The organism is Mucilaginibacter sp. PAMC 26640 (assembly GCA_001596135.1).
In the GTDB taxonomy this organism is placed as follows: Bacteria; Bacteroidota; Bacteroidia; order Sphingobacteriales; family Sphingobacteriaceae; genus Mucilaginibacter.
Genome location: CP014773.1, coordinates 2,489,387 through 2,506,595, shown reverse-complemented (window position 1 = coordinate 2,506,595; position 17,209 = coordinate 2,489,387). Strand labels below are relative to the sequence as shown.

Annotated in this window: 17 protein-coding genes; 7 read left to right on the top strand and 10 right to left on the bottom strand. The window is 46.6% G+C overall.

Features of this window, described 5'->3' with window-relative positions:
- Nucleotides 1-34 precede the first annotated feature (34 nt).
- The 5 genes from A0256_10940 (at nt 35) to A0256_10920 (ending at nt 4,762) form a co-directional block, all read left to right on the top strand.
- Nucleotides 35-364 carry an endonuclease gene (locus A0256_10940; protein ID AMR31901.1) on the top strand — a complete coding sequence of 110 codons (330 nt, stop codon included), beginning with the start codon at nt 35-37 and terminating at the stop codon, nt 362-364.
- Between the two features lie 633 nt (nt 365-997).
- Nucleotides 998-2,404 carry a D-alanyl-D-alanine carboxypeptidase gene (locus tag A0256_10935; GenBank protein AMR34511.1) on the top strand — a complete coding sequence of 469 codons (1,407 nt, stop codon included), beginning with the start codon at nt 998-1,000 and terminating at the stop codon, nt 2,402-2,404.
- 137 nt (nt 2,405-2,541) lie between these two features.
- Nucleotides 2,542-3,396: a cysteine methyltransferase gene (locus A0256_10930; GenBank protein ID AMR31900.1), complete on the top strand. Its 855-nt coding sequence runs from the start codon at nt 2,542-2,544 to the stop codon at nt 3,394-3,396.
- A gap of 1 nt (nt 3,397) precedes the next feature.
- Complete coding sequence (locus A0256_10925) at nt 3,398-4,105, top strand: prolyl 4-hydroxylase subunit alpha (protein AMR31899.1); 708 nt, start codon at nt 3,398-3,400, stop codon at nt 4,103-4,105.
- 66 nt (nt 4,106-4,171) lie between these two features.
- Nucleotides 4,172-4,762, top strand: a complete 591-nt coding sequence (locus A0256_10920; GenBank protein AMR31898.1) for a hypothetical protein — start codon at nt 4,172-4,174, stop codon at nt 4,760-4,762.
- Here A0256_10920 and A0256_10915 read toward each other — a convergent pair.
- Nucleotides 4,759-5,724, bottom strand: coding sequence for a 3',5'-cyclic-nucleotide phosphodiesterase (locus tag A0256_10915; protein AMR31897.1), 966 nt, complete (start codon nt 5,722-5,724; stop codon nt 4,759-4,761). The genes A0256_10920 and A0256_10915 overlap by 4 nt on opposite strands.
- A 101-nt stretch (nt 5,725-5,825) precedes the next feature.
- Between A0256_10915 and A0256_10910 the strand changes: the two genes are divergently transcribed.
- Nucleotides 5,826-6,131 carry a hypothetical protein gene (locus tag A0256_10910; protein AMR31896.1) on the top strand — a complete coding sequence of 102 codons (306 nt, stop codon included), beginning with the start codon at nt 5,826-5,828 and terminating at the stop codon, nt 6,129-6,131.
- 3 nt (nt 6,132-6,134) lie between these two features.
- Here the strand turns inward: A0256_10910 and A0256_10905 are convergent, their stop codons facing one another.
- Entirely contained in the window at nt 6,135-7,229 is a 1,095-nt protein-coding gene (locus A0256_10905) for an AI-2E family transporter (GenBank protein ID AMR31895.1), read from the bottom strand.
- Between the two features lie 274 nt (nt 7,230-7,503).
- Here A0256_10905 and A0256_10900 point away from each other — a divergent pair, with 274 nt between their 5' ends.
- A complete protein-coding gene (locus tag A0256_10900) occupies nt 7,504-8,151 on the top strand; it encodes a chloramphenicol acetyltransferase (GenBank protein AMR31894.1) in 648 nt (215 codons plus the stop codon).
- A 267-nt stretch (nt 8,152-8,418) separates the two neighbouring features.
- Here the strand turns inward: A0256_10900 and A0256_10895 are convergent, their stop codons facing one another.
- The 8 genes from A0256_10895 to A0256_10860 all read right to left on the bottom strand — a co-directional run bounded on the left by A0256_10895 (nt 8,419) and on the right by A0256_10860 (nt 17,025).
- Nucleotides 8,419-8,937: a hypothetical protein gene (locus tag A0256_10895; protein AMR31893.1), complete on the bottom strand. Its 519-nt coding sequence runs from the start codon at nt 8,935-8,937 to the stop codon at nt 8,419-8,421.
- A gap of 36 nt (nt 8,938-8,973) precedes the next feature.
- A complete protein-coding gene (locus tag A0256_10890) occupies nt 8,974-9,948 on the bottom strand; it encodes an oxidoreductase (GenBank protein ID AMR31892.1) in 975 nt (324 codons plus the stop codon).
- Between the two features lie 42 nt (nt 9,949-9,990).
- Complete coding sequence (locus A0256_10885) at nt 9,991-12,006, bottom strand: DNA ligase (NAD(+)) LigA (GenBank protein AMR31891.1); 2,016 nt, start codon at nt 12,004-12,006, stop codon at nt 9,991-9,993.
- Nucleotides 12,007-12,110: 104 nt separating this feature from the next.
- Nucleotides 12,111-12,956, bottom strand: a complete 846-nt coding sequence (locus tag A0256_10880; protein AMR31890.1) for an endonuclease — start codon at nt 12,954-12,956, stop codon at nt 12,111-12,113.
- Between the two features lie 124 nt (nt 12,957-13,080).
- Nucleotides 13,081-15,198, bottom strand: a complete 2,118-nt coding sequence (locus A0256_10875; GenBank protein AMR31889.1) for a hypothetical protein — start codon at nt 15,196-15,198, stop codon at nt 13,081-13,083.
- Nucleotides 15,199-15,280: 82 nt separating this feature from the next.
- Entirely contained in the window at nt 15,281-15,520 is a 240-nt protein-coding gene (locus A0256_10870) for a hypothetical protein (GenBank protein AMR31888.1), read from the bottom strand.
- Nucleotides 15,510-16,298: a hypothetical protein gene (locus A0256_10865; protein AMR31887.1), complete on the bottom strand. Its 789-nt coding sequence runs from the start codon at nt 16,296-16,298 to the stop codon at nt 15,510-15,512. The genes A0256_10870 and A0256_10865 overlap by 11 nt, the downstream gene beginning before the upstream one ends.
- Nucleotides 16,282-17,025 carry a beta-ketoacyl-ACP reductase gene (locus tag A0256_10860; protein ID AMR31886.1) on the bottom strand — a complete coding sequence of 248 codons (744 nt, stop codon included), beginning with the start codon at nt 17,023-17,025 and terminating at the stop codon, nt 16,282-16,284. The genes A0256_10865 and A0256_10860 overlap by 17 nt, the downstream gene beginning before the upstream one ends.
- Nucleotides 17,026-17,209 lie beyond the last annotated feature (184 nt).

Below are 17,209 nucleotides of genomic sequence, written 5' to 3'. Positions count from 1 at the left end.
TTTTAATGAGATACCAGATAGCTAAGGTTGAAAGATGAGACAATATAATTTTTTCACTTATATCCTCACAAACTATACGCGGAAAGTACTTTACACCGGTGTTACTAATGACTTAGAAAGGCGGTTAGGTGAACATTATTCTGGCACAGACCAGGAAAACAGTTTTACTTATAAATACAAATGCTGCTACTTAATCTGGTACGAGCGGCACCAATATGTAGATCATGCTATCCAACGTGAAAAAGAAATTAAAGGCTGGTTAAGGATGAAGAAGATAAAATTGATAGAAGAACAAAACCCGAGATGGAATTTCTTAAATAGTGAGATAATGGAATGGCCGCCCAACAAAAGTTTGTCGTGTTGAGGAACCAGGCAAATCAAATTGTCATGCTGAGGCACGAAGCATCTGTTAACCGAAACGCTTAGAGCATGGCGGATAGTAGATCCTTCCTTCGTCAGGATGACAACCTTGTCATGCTGAGGCACGAAGCATCTGTTAACCGACACGCTTAAAGCATGGCGTTTAATGGATCCTTCCTTCGTCAGGATGACAAAATTGTCATGCTGAGGCACGAAGCATCTGTTAACCGACACGCCCGTCACACAATGCATGGCGCATAGTAGATCCTTCCTTCGTCAGGATGACAACCTTGTCATGCTGAGGCACGACGCATCTGTTAACCGACACGCTTAAAGCATGGCGTTTAATGGATCCTTCCTTCGTCAGGATGACAAAATTGTCATGCTGAGGCACGAAGCATCTGTTAACCGACACGCCCGTCACACTATGCATGGCGTTTAGTAGATCCTTCCTTCGTCAGGATGACAAGGTGGGGAAACAAAGAAATTGTCATGCTGAGGCACGAAGCATCTGTTAACCGACACGCTTAGAGCATGGCGCATAGTAGATCCTTCCTTCGTCAGGATGACAATGGGGGAAGAAAAGTTAAAACAGTTAAAAACATAACCTTTGAATACGACCAATAAATTAAAAACAATAGCCTCCTTGACCCTCCTGCTGGTAGCCGGGCATTTATCCGCGCAAAACCTGCAGCAGAAATTGCAAACGGCTTTTACCAAATTTCAGCAGGATAGCCAGTGCAAATATGCCTCGGTATCTTTAACCGTGCTGGATGCCAAAACGGGGGAACAGGTTTTTACCGCCAACCCGGATATGGGGCTGGCACCGGGATCTACCATGAAAGCGATCACCAGTGTTACGGCGCTGAACGTTTTAGGTAAAGACTATAAATTTAAAACGCAGTTTAGCTATCGCGGCACCATCGCTGCAGATGGCACTTTAACCGGTGATATCATCACACGCGGTTATGGCGACCCTACCCTGGGCAGCTGGCGCTGGGAAACCACCCGGGATAACTATATCCTCAACCAAATGGTAACGGCCCTGCGCAAAGCCGGCATCAAAAAAGTGAACGGGCGCGTTATAGGCGATGATTCGTACTACGGCACGCAGGCTATCCCTGATGGCTGGATCTACCAGGACCTGGGCACCTATTATGGGGCGGGGGCTTCTGCGCTGTGCTGGCACGAAAACCAGTTTAGCATTAAACTGCGCACCGGGGAAGTAAACACGCCAATTAAAGTAGCAGGCACCTCACCGGAAATGCCCTACTTAGCTTTTAAAAGCGAACTCGTAAATGGCGAAGCCAAGACCGGCGACCAGGCCTACCCCTACCTGCCAGCCATCAACAGCAATGTGATGTATTTGCGGGGCACTTATGCAGTAGATCAAACCAAGAACAAAATAGATGCCGCCATCCCGGATCCGGCCTTTGATTTGGCCTATCATTTAACCGATACTTTAAAACGCCTTGGAATCACCGTAAGTGATGCACCGGAATCCGCAGCTACTTTGAGGAATAAAAGTCAGCCGGTACCGCAATCCACCACGCAACTGCTTACCATTAATTCACCTGCGTTGAGCAGCATACTGTACTGGCAAAACCACATCAGCATTAACCTGTACGCGGAACAATTGTTGCTTGCCGTTATCCCGTCGCCGGGCATGCTGGCCACAACAACTACCAATGGCGTAAAAACCCTGCAGGACTTTTGGGTAAAAAAGGCTGGCATAGATAAAAACACCTTAAACGTATTCGACGGCAGCGGACTATCCCCCGAGAACAGGGTAACCACGCTAACCATGGCGCGCATAATGCAGTCGGCAGCCAAAGAAACCTGGTATAAAGATTTTTACGAAAGCCTCCCGGTATATAACGATATGCGGATGAAAAGCGGCAGCATCAACAGCGCCCAGGCCTATACCGGCTACCAAACCTACCAGGGCCGCAATCTGTGTTTTGCCATCATCGTTAATAATTACAACGGCACTGGAAGAGGCATCCGGGAGAAGATGTTTAAGGTTTTGAATGAGATGAAGTAAGCCCCCCGGCCCCCTGAAGGGGGAGCAAAATCATGCTCACCGGTGCAATCATAAACAATCGGCGTAATCTCAATACAGCAACTTTCGGGTTCTTTATCGCTCTTAACAGCCCCACATTTGTGCTATAATTTTCTATCATGGAAACACAAAACAGCATCAACTTTGACCGTATAGCAGGGGCGATAAACTATATTAAACTCAATTTTAAATCGCAGCCCACGCTTGATGAGGTTGCCGAGCAGGTAAACCTGAGCCCTTATCATTTCCAGCGGATGTTTACCGATTGGGCGGGCATCAGTCCCAAAAAGTTTTTACAATACCTGAGCCTGGACTATGCCAAGAGTATGCTGAAAGTACAGCAAGCCACCTTATTTGATGCCGCTTTTGAAACCGGTTTATCCGGCACCAGCCGCCTGCACGATCTGTTCATCAATATTGAAGGGATGACACCCGCCGAATACAAAAACGGCGGCAGGGCACTCGCTATCAATTTTAGCTATGCCGAAACGCCTTTCGGCAATATTATCGTGGCATCCACCCCTAAAGGAATTTGCTATATGGCTTTTGCGGATGACGAAGTTGATGCGCTGAATCAATTAGTTGCGCAATTTCCAAACGCAACTTTCAGCCAAATGGTTGATCTGGCACAGCAGAACGCTTTATTTATCTTTACAAAAGACTGGTCGCAATTAGCATCCGTCAAGCTGCATTTAAAGGGTACCAGCTTCCAACTGAAAGTTTGGGAGGCATTGTTAAAGATCCCGATGGGGGGCTTAAATACCTATGCAGCTATAGCCAGAACAGTGGAGTTACCAACGGCGAGTCGCGCAGTAGGAAGTGCTATTGGCGCTAACCCGGTGGCATTTCTGATCCCCTGCCACCGGGTAATCAAATCTACCGGTGAATTTGGCCAATATCACTGGGGTGCCGACCGCAAATCGGCCATGATTGGCTGGGAAGCGGCAAAAACCAATCACATAAGCATCGGATAAAATGGAGCTGAAAGATAGAATTAAACAAGCGAACTGGTTGGCAATTACAGAAAGCTTACATACCAGAGGCTACGCCAGCGTACCACAAATGCTAACAGCCAGCGAGTGCGAGGCGCTTATTGCTGCGTACGCAGATGATGATGCCTACCGCAAAACCATACAAATGGAAAACCATGGCTATGGCGTGGGCCAGTATAAATATTACAACTATCCGCTGCCTGGTATCGTTCAGCAGTTACGGGAGCTGATCTATCCTCACATTGCTCCCGTCGCCAATAAATGGATGGAGGTTTTGGGCTTACCTAAACAATTCCCGCGCACATTACACGAACTAACGGAACTTTGCCATCAGCATAACCAAAACAGACCGACACCGCTAATATTAAAATACGGAAAAGGCGGCTTTAATGCCATGCATCAGGATTTGTATGGAGAGATCTATTTCCCTTTGCAATTGGTGGTATGCCTTAACCAGCCTGGTGCAGATTTTACCGGCGGAGAATTTGTATTGGTGGAGCAAAGACTGAGGATGCAATCGAAAGCGATTGTACTAAATCCGGGTAAGGGTAATCTGCTCATCTTTACAACCAATTTCAGGCCCGCGCAAGGCACCAAAGGCTACCATCGCGTAAATATGCGCCATGGTGTAAGCGAGCTTTTGCAAGGCGAAAGACATACCTTAGGGGTCATTTTTCACGATGCATCCTGATTGAAAGATAAACTTACTGCCACTGCAACATTAAAAATGCATCTTCGTTTATTTCAGAGATAAATAATGAGGAACACACTGTTAATAATATGTTCTGTTTTTGCTATCGCGACAGCAAAGGGGCAAACAACCGAGGAAGTTTATGACCGGTATCTCGACTTTAATTTAGCGCGACTGGAAGGCCGTACCAACGATGCCATGGAACTGGGTGAAAAATTGCTGCCGGACACCGCCAAACTAACCCGCAAAAACCTCACAAACTTTTACTATTCCATAGGCAAGCTTTACGAAGATGATAGCCAATCTGTAAAAGCGCTGCCCTATTACGAGCGGGTTGCGGCAGTGGTACCCAATTACTATGTGGTACAGCGCGCACTGGGCTATCTATACGCCAAACAGGCAGATGACCTTGCAGATGAAATAAAAGCCTCAGCAGCAAATGAGCAAGAAAGCCAGCGCTTAACCAAACTGTATAACGCTAAATTAAAGCAGGCACTCCCCTATTTAGAAAAAGCCCAGGCCTGCGATCCGGACGACGACACGCTCAGCCGGATCAAAACTTTCTACAATATTATGAAAGACGAACAGGGCGCCGCCAACCTAGAAAACCGGCTTGCCAAACTCTCCAAAAACTGCATCGACCTGCTGGAGAATTAAAACTCCAGTACTTTTCCCTGGCGGGGATATACCAGGTTCATTTTGCGTTTAAGGTTGGCATAATTGAGCTGCACTTTTATTTTGTTAATACTTTTGTAAGGTGGCTTTAAATGGGTGATCACCACATTCAACCCTTTTAATGAACCGCCGGAAAGTTCTGCCAGCACATCCAGTTCATTCATCAACAACCGCGGCGTAAGGTGGCCAAAAAGGGCTTTATCCGGCTGTTCGTTAGGAAAACTCACCTCTATCATGATAGCTTTAAATTTACCGGCCTTAATTAAAGGTGCTATGGCTTCCCATAAATGATGCAGGTTTTGGCTTTTCTCTATTTCGTCGGCACCGGTATCGCCCAAATATAAAAGATAGCTGTCGTTGTTTTTTACCAGGAATGCGGTACTCGTTAAGTTGGAATGACTTAATGGAAAAGCAGTTACCTGCATATCCGTATTCGCTATACCGGTTTCTGCACCCGGCTCAAGGGGATTGTAATGATATTTCTTTAACTGGGGTTTAGCACCGTCGTCGGCAAAGTTGGCCCAGCTTTCCCAGGTAAAGTAGTGGGTTTTCACGGTCTCTAAAGTACTTGCAAGTCCGTAAATGTTTTTGGCGCTGTCTTCGGGCGAATTGATGATCAGGCCTGCGATATGATCGAGGTGTGCATGCGAAATAAAATACCCTTTGATGTATTGCTGTAATACTTTTTCGCCGCGTACGTTGAACGCTTTATTGCTGATAGCTTTACTGATACCGGCATGCAGGGTGCCGGCATCCATACAGATATATTTGTCGGACCCTTTTGGCGCTATCATATATGCCGATAAATTACTTTCATCAATACCCCCTAAAACTCCTAAGGGCACTATCCGGAAAGAAGTGGCAGTTACTCTTTTTTGCGCAAAGGTTACTATCGGAAGCAATAGCAAGAGTGTAGATACACAGAGTTTATAAAGCATGCGCATATAGGGCGGATTTTGTGTCCTCAAAAATACTAATCCCTTTTTTGGTAATCAGCATAAATTATCGGGGCAATTTGATGTAAAACCATTTACTTTGCCGGTGTATGAAAGCAAGTCAGATAGCCGCTAAGGCTGTGGTCCGCATATTTTTTATTTTATTGTTGCTTGCCTTATTGCCATTTGCACAAGGTGATACTTCAAAACTGCAACATTTGTATTTTGCCCCCAAGCACGCTTACATGCTGGCTTTCCCAATTCTGCTAATCCTGGGTTTCATCGCCTTGCTGGTCATTTGCTCCATAAAAAAGTACAGCAAGGCAGATCTTAACTGGTTGCTGGTGATCAATACAGTTGTGTTAATAGCGTATACCGCCACGCTTTACTTCAGTATCTACCGCATGATCAAATAAGCGTTATTTTGTTTTCATTTTCTTCTGCGCTTCATCATTGTAAACATAATCGCCGCCAAAAAGGTAACCCCAGGGCTTTAATGAATCTATACGGTCGAAGATTATTTTAAAGATGGCAATGATGGGGATAGACAGGAACATGCCGGAGAGCCCCCAGATCATTTCGCCTAAGATAATACCGATAAAGGTGATCAGCGCGTTCAACCTCACTTTGGAGCCGACCACTGCAGGCAGTAGAAAGTTCGCATCAACGGCGTGGATACCAATAACGCTGACCACCACGGTCAGGGTTTCGCTCAGCGTACCGGTGGCAAAGGTGATTACCGTACTCAATAGCAATGCTGTAAAAATACCGAGGTAGGGTATAATATTGAATAACCCTACGATAAGCCCCAGCAGTACGGCATACTTGATGCCGATAAGCCAAAAGGCGGTAATTGCTACGGCTGCCACAATTACCATTTCCAGCAAAAGACCGAAGATATACTGGCGAAGGATCTTTTGTACATTCTGTACGATATCCATCACCACATGTGAGTGATCATCTTTAAATACCGAGAGGATGAACCTGAAAAGCAATCTGCGGTAAAAAAGGATAAAGAAGGTGAAGATCAGGATAAAAACGTAGAAAAGCATCAGTGAGGATAAAGCCCCGAACGTAGTACCCAGCACCGCCCCGCCGGAGGCCACGATCTTTTGGGTAGTATTATGCAGGTATATGTTCTGCTTATCCATATTGATGTGGAACGCATTCACCACCCATTGCTGCACCTCGCCAACAGATTGCTCCACCTGCTTTTTCAGCATGGGCCAATCGTTGCTTAAGTTGGAGATCTGTGAACCAACAAGATACCCGATGCACCCTATAAAGGCAACAAATAAAACAATAGACACAAACGAAGATGCGCTGCGCGGAAGACGAAGTTTCTTTTCAAGGAAATTTGCAAGCGGCAAAAGCAAAACCGCAAACAGAAATCCGAAGATCATAGGATCGAGGATCTCTTTGGCCAGCACCACCAGGTAACCCAGTATGCAAAATCCGATGAGGACAAGCGCAAGGCGTTCATAAAAAGGGGCGTTTAGTTTGTTAGCATTCATGTTTTAGCGGGTAATTGATGCCTCTTTCAGGCACGGTAAATATAAATCATCGTTGACTTGCTACCACCATACGCTGCGTTATTGTTTCTAACTGGAAAAAGCACAATAGGTTGCAGATAATTTTTTATTTTTGAGATTCAAAACGCGCACAACATTTAATCCGATGATAGTATAAGCGGCCTGTAAGCTCCATTCCCTGCTCTTGATTCTTTATCCAACTAAAGACACAGGCCTGTATTTGTTATATTTTTAGAATTCCTTTATAATTTATACGATGCTCAACGGACCAGATCCTGACGCGCGCTTCCCGATGGCGCCTTATCAAAACCTTGTATTTTTAAAAAATATCGTTACCCGCCCCAACATCATCGTAGGCGATTACACCTATTACGACGACTTTTCCGATCCCCATAATTTTGAAAAGAACGTTTTGTACCACTTTGATTTTATTGGTGATCGACTCATTATCGGTAAATTCTGTGCAATTGCCTCGGGGGTGAAATTTATTATGAATGGCGCCAACCATGAAACTGCGCCCATCTCATCCTTTCCCTTTGCTATTTTTAAAAACGGGTGGGATACGATCTCCGACCCGGAAAATCCAAATGGCAAATTTCCTTACAAAGGCGATACGGTGATCGGCAATGATGTTTGGATAGGCTTTGATGCTACCATCATGCCCGGCATAAAGATCGGCGATGGGGCGGTTATCGCCTCCAATGCCGTAGTGACCAAAGATGTGCCCGCTTATACCATTGTTGGCGGCAACCCGGCCAGGCCTATCCGTAAACGCTTTGATGACCAGCAAATAACCCGCCTGCTCAACATTGCCTGGTGGAACTGGACAGCAGAGAAAATAACCCAACACCTGCCCCTCATCAATTCTGCTGATGTGGATGCACTGGAGCAAGCCTCGGGTTAATTCTGGCAACGGTTTTGTTATAAGATGGTATATTCAAACACACACGATCATGGCCAAATATTCTGAAAAAGCAAGCGAAAAAGTGGAGGAAACCATGCACGAGATGAAGGAAGGAAAACTGAAAAGCGGCAGCGGTAAAAAAGTGACCAGCAAAAAACAAGCTGTTGCCATAGGCCTTTCCGAAGCGCGTAAAGAAGGCGCCAAAGTACCGAAGAAGAAAGATTAGAACAGGTGAGGCCCGGAACCGGGCCTCACCTGTTCTAAATACTACCGTTCCTTATCCGCCAGCGCAGCGGCAATCCAATCGTTCAATTCACCTTTTCTATCCAGCACGATAATCTCCTCCACATCGTCATCTTTTTTGTAGGATGGCTCAACGTTGTATTTGGCTATCAAAGCGCGGATTGCCTCAACGTTAGCATTGGTTACATCAAAATTGGTTTTGTGCAGCAGGGCATATTTGGCGTATTGGGCCATGTACACAAAGCCCAATTGCGGGTTTTTATCCGACAGGCTCATTACCGCTTCCGTTAACTTAATAGTTACAGACGGGGTACCTTTTATCCACTTCAGAAAAAACTGGGTGGCTTCTTCCATCTTTTCGGGCTGGGCCGCCCATGCGGTATGCTGAAACCAGTCTGCTGTTTTGATGATGTCACCTTCATAACGGGCATAGTCGTCCTTGCTTTTCAATACATAATTTTTCGGCACGTCGTAAACCTGGGCCCTAGCTTGAAAACTGGCAAGCAGCAATAGCACAATTATATAACTGTTAACTTTCAGCATATCAAGTTATTGTGGACTAAAGATAAGCATTGCCAATTATTTCAAGGTAAAAGCATCCAATATTTTCATCAAAACAACGGCTTCGTCAATGGTGCAGGGGTTCGGACCCTCATCTTTAAAATAGCTTACTATTTTTTCGATCATCGGCTGCTGAATATGCATGGGGTGGGTAAAGTTGAGGGTTTCCTCACCGGCTTCGGTTTTACAGGTAACAAATGCGCCAAAGAACGGGAAACTGATCTTCCCTTTGGTGCCAATGATCTCGCAGGAATCAACGGTTTCGCTTTCGGCAACGTTGAAGCACCAGGAGCCGTTCACCACCACTTTGTTTTTAAAGATGATCTGGCCGCAAACATGATCATCAGCCGGGCTGGTATTGGCCTGGTTGAGGCTGGAGCCGCTGTACTGATCCGGCTCACCAAAAAAGTAAAGCATTAGGTCGAGCTGGTGCGGGGCCAGGTCATGAAAATAACCACCTCCGGATACTTCCGGATCCAGCCGCCAGTTGGTACCCGGGTAAGTGGGCACTTTTGGCTCCCGGTTTTGCCACATCCGGATCTGCACCGTTCTGATCTCCCCAATAGTTTGCGCATCCAGCAAACGCTTTACATGCAAAAACATGGGTACTGCGCGGCGGTAATGTGCAACCGTCAGCTTTGCGCCGCTTTGCCGTACCGCCTCGGCCATCGCTACCGCTTCGGCAGCATTACGGGTCACCGGTTTTTCTACGTAAACGTTAAGGCCTTTTGCAATGGCCCGTTTGGCATACTCCAGGTGTGATGATGGCGGCGTGGCAATGGATACCGCATTCACCTCCGGATCATTCATCAGGTCTTCTGCATCGCTGTACCACTTGCCAACCTTATGGCGGCGGGCATAGTCGGCAGCTTTTTCGGCATCGCGACGCATCACAGCCACTAAACTGCTATCCGCAATTTTGTTATAGGCTTGTCCGCTTTTTAATTCCGTAACGTCACCGCAGCCGATGATCCCCCATTTTATTGCAGTCATATATAGTTATTTGGATTACACCGATCTTCTGTTTGATTTTGCCTACGATAGCATCGCCAGCAGTTCTCCATCGCTGATGATCGGGATATTTAGTTTTGTTGCTTTCTCCAGTTTGGCAGGGCCCATATTATCTCCTGCCACCAGGTAGTTCAGCTTCGCGGAGATACTGCTCAGTATCTTCCCGCCGTTCTGCTCTATAATATCTTTCAATTCGTCCCTTGAGTATTTTTCGAAAGTACCGGAGATGATAAAGGTTTTGCCCGAAAGATTTTCGCTCGCGAGTGTCACTTCTTTTTCTTCGGCCACAAATTGTAAACCCGCACCTTTTAGTTTCTGGATCTCCGCCTTGTGCTGCGGGTCGCTAAAGTATTCCACCAGGCTTTCGGCAATGCGCCCGCCAATTTCTTCGGCGACGGTAAGTTCCTCGGCCGTGGCTGCCATCAGGGCATCTACCGTTTTAAAATGGGCTACCAATTTTCGGGCAACGGTTTCGCCAACATACCGGATCCCCAAGCCGAAAAGTACTTTTTCAAAAGGCTGCTGTTTAGATTTCTCTATCCCATCCAGCATGTTATTGATAGACTGCTCGCCGAAACGGTCCATCTTTTTTAACTCAGCAATGTGCGTATGCAACGAATAGATATCGCTGATATGCCTTATAAATTGCCGATTATAAAGGGTATTGATGGTCTCATCACCCAGCCCATCTATATTCATGGCTTTACGGCCTATGTAGTGCTGCATTTTGCCTACAATCTGCGGCGGGCAGCCCTCATCATTAGGGCAGTACCATGCGGCTTCTCCCTCCTGCCGTAATAACTCGGTATGGCAGGCCGGGCAGTGTGTAAGGTAAGCCACCGGCTTAGCGTCCGGTTTTCGCTTATCCAGGTTAACGCTGATGATCTTGGGAATGATCTCCCCGCCCTTTTCCACAAAAACAGTATCATGCTCGTGCAGTTTAAGGCGCTGCGTAATTTCATCTGCATTGTGCAGTGTTGCGCGTTTTACGGTAGTACCCGCCAACAGTACCGGCTTTAAATTGGCAACCGGTGTTACGGCGCCCGTACGGCCAACCTGGTAAGTAACGGCCAGGAGTTCTGTCTCTACCCTTTCGGCTTTGAACTTATAGGAGATGGCCCAACGGGGCGACTTAGCAGTAAAGCCCAACTCCTGCTGCTGTGAGTAGTTGTTTACTTTGATAACGATCCCGTCGATATCATAACTTAGGTGGTGCCGCTCAGTATCCCATTTATTGATGAATTCCAGCACACCGTTAATATCATCAACCAGCCGGCTTTCGTCATTGATATGGAAGCCCCAGCTTTTCACGGCTTCCAGGCTTTCCCAATGGGTTTTAAACAAGGTTTTTTCGGTATAAAGGCCATACAAAAAACAATCCAGCGGCCGGCGGGCCACTTCGGCCGAATCCTGTAATTTCATGGTGCCCGATGCAAAATTACGCGGGTTGGCATAAGCCACCTCCCCATTGTCGATACGCTCCTTATTCAGCCGCTCAAAGGCTTTTAGGTGCATAAATACCTCACCGCGAATCTCGAAGAGTTCCGGGTAATTACCTGCAGGTAATTTTTTGGGAATGCTATGAATGGTGCGTACGTTGGTCGTTACTTCATCACCCTGCGTACCGTCGCCACGGGTAACGGCCTTGGCAAGCTTCCCGTTCTCATAGGTAAGGCTCATAGATAAACCGTCGAACTTCAGCTCGCATACGTACTGAAATTTTTCGCCGATCGCCTTGCGTACACGCTGGTCAAAATCTATCAGTTCCTGCTCATTATAAGTGTTACCCAGCGAAAGCATGGGCCAGCGGTGCTTTACCGTAACAAATTCCTTAGTGATCTCGCCCCCTACCTTTTGTGTTGGCGAATCAGGATCCAAAAACTCCGGAAACTCTTTTTCCAGCGCGTTTAACCGCTCCAGCTTTTTATCAAAGTCAAAATCGGTAATAGTGGGCATGGCCAGCACATAGTAGTTATAGGTGTGCTGCTTCAGTTCGGCAGTAAGCGAATCGATGAGTTTTTTGGCTTCGTTAGGAGACATAATAGCGAAGGTAATTGTTTTAGGCAATAGTTTATAGCCGATAAACCATAGAAGCTATTACTCACCGCAAACTTTCCTATGGGCCATCGGCTGTGTACTAAGGTCTATCTATAATCCACCGTAACCACCACCGGATAATGATCTGAAGGCAGCCGGCCGTGGTATGTATCGGTAAGGATGCCGTAACGGCTCACCTTAAATCTTTTGGTTAGGAAGATGTGATCGATGCGGCTGTTACCCGCTGTATTTATATCATAACCATTATAGGTATCGCTTGCCGCCAGCCGTACGGGCGAAAGTACATAGCTATCTTTTAACACGCCCGAATTATTGATCACAGCATAACTATCAGACGTTTGATCTACGTTAAAATCGCCGGTGAGGATAACAGGCACATTACCGGCCAGCTCTGCTATCTTTTTTAATACCAGCTTTGCACTTTCGCGGCGGGCCACTACACCAATATGATCCATATGCAGGTTAAATACGTAAAAGAAAAGGCCGGTTTTGATTTCCTTCAACTGCAACCAGGTACAAACGCGAGGCAGGGCTGCATCCCAGCCCTTGTTTGGCTTATCGGTAATGGGCGACATCCAGAAATTACCCGATTTCAGTACCGTAAATTTACCGGCCTTGTAAAAAATAGCTGAATGTTCGCCTGCCTGTTTGCCATCATCGCGCCCTGCGCCTATCCATTTGTAGCCTGGCAAACTATCATTCAATTGGGTTAGCTGATGATAAAGCCCTTCCTGTGTACCAAAAACATCCAAATCATTAAAGCGGATGATCTGGGCAATATGCGGGTAGCGGGCACGCCAGCCATTCCCGGCTATAGAATCGTTCTTGTTATCATAACGCAGGTTGTAGGTACCAATATTGAGGTGCCCTACCTGGGCATGTGTGGTTGCTGCCAGCAGCAGTACCAAGCATAATGTTATTAACTTTTTCATAGTGATGTTTTATGGCCGCTGGTGAATAATCCATCGACCAGGGTGATATGTTCTTCTGTCAATAAAGTAAAGTTGCGTCCATGCAGTTGCTATCGAAAATTCACCAACCACGATATACACGCTATTAAACCTCTCCCTCCCGCTTTCTAGTCAACCATTCGGTGCTTAATAGCAGCACCAACAGCACAAAGATCCATTTCAGATCGATCATATCGCTGTAGTGCTTATCTTCATAAACAACGGTTTTGATGTTTTCATTCTTGCGGATCAGATCTGCCAGTTGACCAACGCCCTGCGGATACAACATTTGCCCGCCCGACCGTTGGGCTATGGTTCGGAGTAACTGGTGATTAGCGGTACTTTGGCGGGCTTCCAGGTTGAGTTGCTTAATAGTCAGCTGCCCGTTTGCCTTAAATTGTTGCTTTCCGTTTTGCGCCTTAGCCTTATAGGTGTATTCGCCCACAGGCAGTGTACCCGCGTTAAGCTGGTAACTTTGCCCGCTCCGGGTAAATAAAAAGCTATAATTTTTACCGGCCCGGCTTTGCAATTCTATGCGCACATCGGGCGTGTTAACCAATTCCAGCGCATCGTTGTACAGCTCCGCATTCAGCAAAACATTTTCACCCTCGTCAAATACAGTTTTGGCCGGGTACACGCTAAAGCGTTGGCGGTTGGCATTGGCAGTAAGGTATTGCACGGTTTGGCTCAACAGCTCTTCCGTTGCATGGTGGTTGCCAAAAAGCCTGTATTCGGCCAGTTGCCAGCGCCATATACCTTCTGCTGTAAGCACGGCGGTTCGCCTACCCGCTTCGTCGTTAAAGGCCAGCAAGGGATTATTGGTTGGCACATTGCCTGTTTTTTGTTTTAACAAAACTGCCGCGTTTGGCGCTACGTTATAGCTGCCATAAGGGGCCACCAGCGGCGGAAACCTGGCAATTTTGCCTTGGGTGGAATCCGACAGGGTGAAAGCCGTAAATGCAGGCACCGGCTGGGCAAAAACTTCCTGCTCTTCGTCACGAGTAACATTGATACTTACAGCCTTCTGGTTATTGTTGAACCCTTGCAGACCGGCCCCGCTACCCGCTATCAACCATAAGGGCATTTTGCCGGCAATGATGCCGTGCGCCGTACCGTAACTGGCCGCAGTGAACTGATATAGGATGGCCAGGGTATAATCGTTTATGCTTAATGCTGCAGCATCGGCCACCAGGCTTGTTTTCACCTCGTAGTTTTTATTGGTTTCAATTGCCTGTTTAATTACGCTGATATCCGGATGCGGCGCATCGTACAGCAGCAGGATCTTTTGGCGGGCATCCAGCACCTCTATGTAAAAAGTCTCGGTATTGTTTTGTACCAATAATTCATTTTTTACCGGGGCAAGGCTCACCGTGAATTTTCGCAGACCTTTTTTATCCGCATTCAGCTTCAGCGGGATAACCTGTTTAAAAGCAGCTGAAGTAATGCTGATATTTTGGGAAAACACCTGTCTGCCGTCTTCGGCAACCGTTAGGCGCATGTTCTCCCCTTTGCTTTGGTAAGCTTCGGCCAGTACCTCTACTGCGAAATCATTACCGAGATAAGCGGTTTTGTTATAATTGATATTGCCGATCAGCAGATCTCGCCGGGGAACGGTATCCCCCTGTGCAATGGTGTAAATACTGGTTTTGATATTGCGGGCTTCGTACTGCGGATCGTTGCCAAGGTTATACAAACCGTCTGTAGCGAGGATCAGCGCGCCGATATTGCGGTTTACAAAACGCTCGTTCAACTGCCGCAAGGCCGATGAAATATCAGTTTGCTTGCCGTTGTAGGAGGTTGATAAGCCATCGTGCAGATTCTTATCGAAGTAAAACTCATGCACCTCGTAGCCATCGCCTAATTGGGATTTGAGCGCGGTAAGTGCAGCCTGCCCCCGGTCATCGACAGCAGAAATGGAGGTAGGTAGGACTAACGGGGCGCTCACTTTTGGAGCGGTTGCAGTTGAGGCTTTTATCGATTCCGAATTATCCTGTGCTATTAATATCACCGGCTTTTGCGGCTGGTAGCTTACGGTTTTTATCAGTGGAGATACCAGCAACAATGCCAACACGGCTACCACTACCGTTCTGACAGCGAATAGGATGTTGCGGGGAAGTTTTGCCAGCTGCACCGGGCTGCGGTACATCAGCCAGGCATAAAGTAAGCCGAGCAACAGGCAGGCAGGGATCCACCATCCGGAAAACGTTCCCCAGGTTACAGACATGGTTGGTGAGTAGTGAGTAATGAATGGTGAGTTGCGCTCATTAAGTCCATACCCGCAAAATGCGAAAATATTGTGGAACGGACTATTTAATTTTTATCCTGACAGGGCCTTTGATGTGGTTCACATCCACCGGCGCTCCCTTTTGGGTAATAATTACCTTACCCTCATTTTGCAGTTCAACAGCGGCAGCCCTCACCTCCTGCATATGCTTGCGCCAATCATTGGGGAATAAATCACGCGCAATCTCTGACGGGCAAACGGATTTATCAGGGCCGCGTTCGGTGGCCATGGAAAGGATGGTTTGGGGGAGGTTAGTTTTCATCACGCGTAGACGATACTGTTCCGTATTTAACTCCGTTGGCTAAAAAGAATTGCTTTATCAGATCAAATTTCTGCTCGCAGTTTTGCGTGTATTTAATCTTTGCCGAACTAAGATAATATTTATGGCAAGTAAAACACAGCTCAATGTATTGTGACAGTCTTCCATCAGAACCGAAAAACAAAATCGCATTTCTGGGTTCATAACAACTAATATCGCCCCCTCTTGTAAAAGGCAAGTTTTTCACTGGCGTGAAGCCAATGTTGTATAAGATATCAGTCAGCTTGTCAATTTCTGCTTCTGTCAGCACTTTCGTTTCTTTAATTTTTCGCCGGTTAAGCAGGTAGTTACCTGGCGATATAGGTGTAAATATATGAAAGGTGTCATCCGGTTGATATTTGTGTATCAGTTGCCCATTGTCGCCTTTCATCAATTCCTTTATTACAAGGGGGTATTCAAAGGAGATCAGTTCAATTTTAGCCGCCTTGTTAAATGGAAAAAATGCCTTACGCTGATTAAAATTGTAAATATCCTGATGAAGACATTGGTTATACTTCTCTGCCAGTTGTTCGTCCGCCTTGATAAATTGCCTAACAGGGCTGTGCCGCCTCTCTTGGCCAAATAGAAATTCGGGAAGCAATAGTACACTAGTCAGCAGAAAAATTCTTGTCATTCGTTTAGGTTTAGCAATTGCAATATAAAACAAAAAAAGCCAAAAGCTGCTCTTTACAACCTTTGGCTTAATCTTTAAAGTTTTGCTGCTACTACAACATCCCGCCATCAACAGGGATTACCTGCCCGGTGATGTAAGTTGCCATATCTGATGCCAGGAATACGCATGCATTGGCTACGTCTTCCACTTCACCGGCACGTTTCAACGGAATAGCTGCTGTCCAGCCTTCTACCACTTTCGGATCGAGAACTTCGGTCATTTCCGTGCGGATAAAGCCCGGTGCCACCACATTGGTACGGATGTTGCGCGAGCCCAATTCCTTAGCTATCGACTTAGAAAAACCAATGATTCCGGCTTTTGATGCCGCGTAATTAGACTGGCCTGCATTACCCTGCACGCCCACTACCGAACTCATGTTGATGAATACACCCTGGCGGTTCTTCATCATTATTTTTGATGCCGCCTTGGTTACGTTGAAGATCGATTTCAGATTCACATCCAAAACTTCGTCCCATGCTTCTTCGGTCATGCGCATCAGCAGGGCATCTTTGGTGATGCCTGCATTGTTAACTACAATATGTAAAGTGCCAAAATCGGCTACGATGTCGGTTATTAATTTTTCGGCTTCTTCAAATTTAGAGGCATCGCTGCGGTAACCTTTTATTTTAGTGCCAAAGCTTTGCAATTCGGTTTCCAGCGCCTGCCCTTTTTCTACAGACGACAAGTAAGTAAAAGCCACGTTGGCGCCATGCTCGGCAAACTTCTCGGCAATCTTGCGGCCAATTCCTTTAGATGCACCGGTGATCAGCGCGGTTTTTCCTTCTAATAATTTCATAATTCAAGTAAAATTTGCAGGGGGTGAAGGTACGTTTTTTTGCCTAAGTAAAAAAGAGATAAGTGCTGCGAAGGGGCGAATGAACTCACCCCGACATCGCTATCGCTCGCCACCCCTCTCTACTTCGTAGAGAAGGGAAATGCAGAAAACAAATGCAGTTGCCGCCATATCTCCCACCCTGGCG

Excerpts from the sequence above, each read along its gene's own strand:
- A0256_10875 (AMR31889.1), bottom strand. The coding sequence starts at position 15,198 with ATGTCTGTAACCTGGGGAACGTTTTCCGGATGGTGGATCCCTGCCTGC.
- A0256_10900 (AMR31894.1), top strand. The coding sequence starts at position 7,504 with ATGCTCAACGGACCAGATCCTGACGCGCGCTTCCCGATGGCGCCTTAT.
- A0256_10880 (AMR31890.1), bottom strand. The coding sequence starts at position 12,956 with ATGAAAAAGTTAATAACATTATGCTTGGTACTGCTGCTGGCAGCAACC.
- A0256_10865 (AMR31887.1), bottom strand. The coding sequence starts at position 16,298 with ATGGCGGGATGTTGTAGTAGCAGCAAAACTTTAAAGATTAAGCCAAAG.
- A0256_10940 (AMR31901.1), top strand. The coding sequence starts at position 35 with ATGAGACAATATAATTTTTTCACTTATATCCTCACAAACTATACGCGG.
- A0256_10930 (AMR31900.1), top strand. The coding sequence starts at position 2,542 with ATGGAAACACAAAACAGCATCAACTTTGACCGTATAGCAGGGGCGATA.
- A0256_10920 (AMR31898.1), top strand. The coding sequence starts at position 4,172 with ATGAGGAACACACTGTTAATAATATGTTCTGTTTTTGCTATCGCGACA.
- A0256_10895 (AMR31893.1), bottom strand. The coding sequence starts at position 8,937 with ATGCTGAAAGTTAACAGTTATATAATTGTGCTATTGCTGCTTGCCAGT.
- A0256_10915 (AMR31897.1), bottom strand. The coding sequence starts at position 5,724 with ATGCGCATGCTTTATAAACTCTGTGTATCTACACTCTTGCTATTGCTT.
- A0256_10910 (AMR31896.1), top strand. The coding sequence starts at position 5,826 with ATGAAAGCAAGTCAGATAGCCGCTAAGGCTGTGGTCCGCATATTTTTT.
- A0256_10905 (AMR31895.1), bottom strand. The coding sequence starts at position 7,229 with ATGAATGCTAACAAACTAAACGCCCCTTTTTATGAACGCCTTGCGCTT.
- A0256_10860 (AMR31886.1), bottom strand. The coding sequence starts at position 17,025 with ATGAAATTATTAGAAGGAAAAACCGCGCTGATCACCGGTGCATCTAAA.
- A0256_10925 (AMR31899.1), top strand. The coding sequence starts at position 3,398 with ATGGAGCTGAAAGATAGAATTAAACAAGCGAACTGGTTGGCAATTACA.
- A0256_10870 (AMR31888.1), bottom strand. The coding sequence starts at position 15,520 with ATGAAAACTAACCTCCCCCAAACCATCCTTTCCATGGCCACCGAACGC.
- A0256_10885 (AMR31891.1), bottom strand. The coding sequence starts at position 12,006 with ATGTCTCCTAACGAAGCCAAAAAACTCATCGATTCGCTTACTGCCGAA.
- A0256_10890 (AMR31892.1), bottom strand. The coding sequence starts at position 9,948 with ATGACTGCAATAAAATGGGGGATCATCGGCTGCGGTGACGTTACGGAA.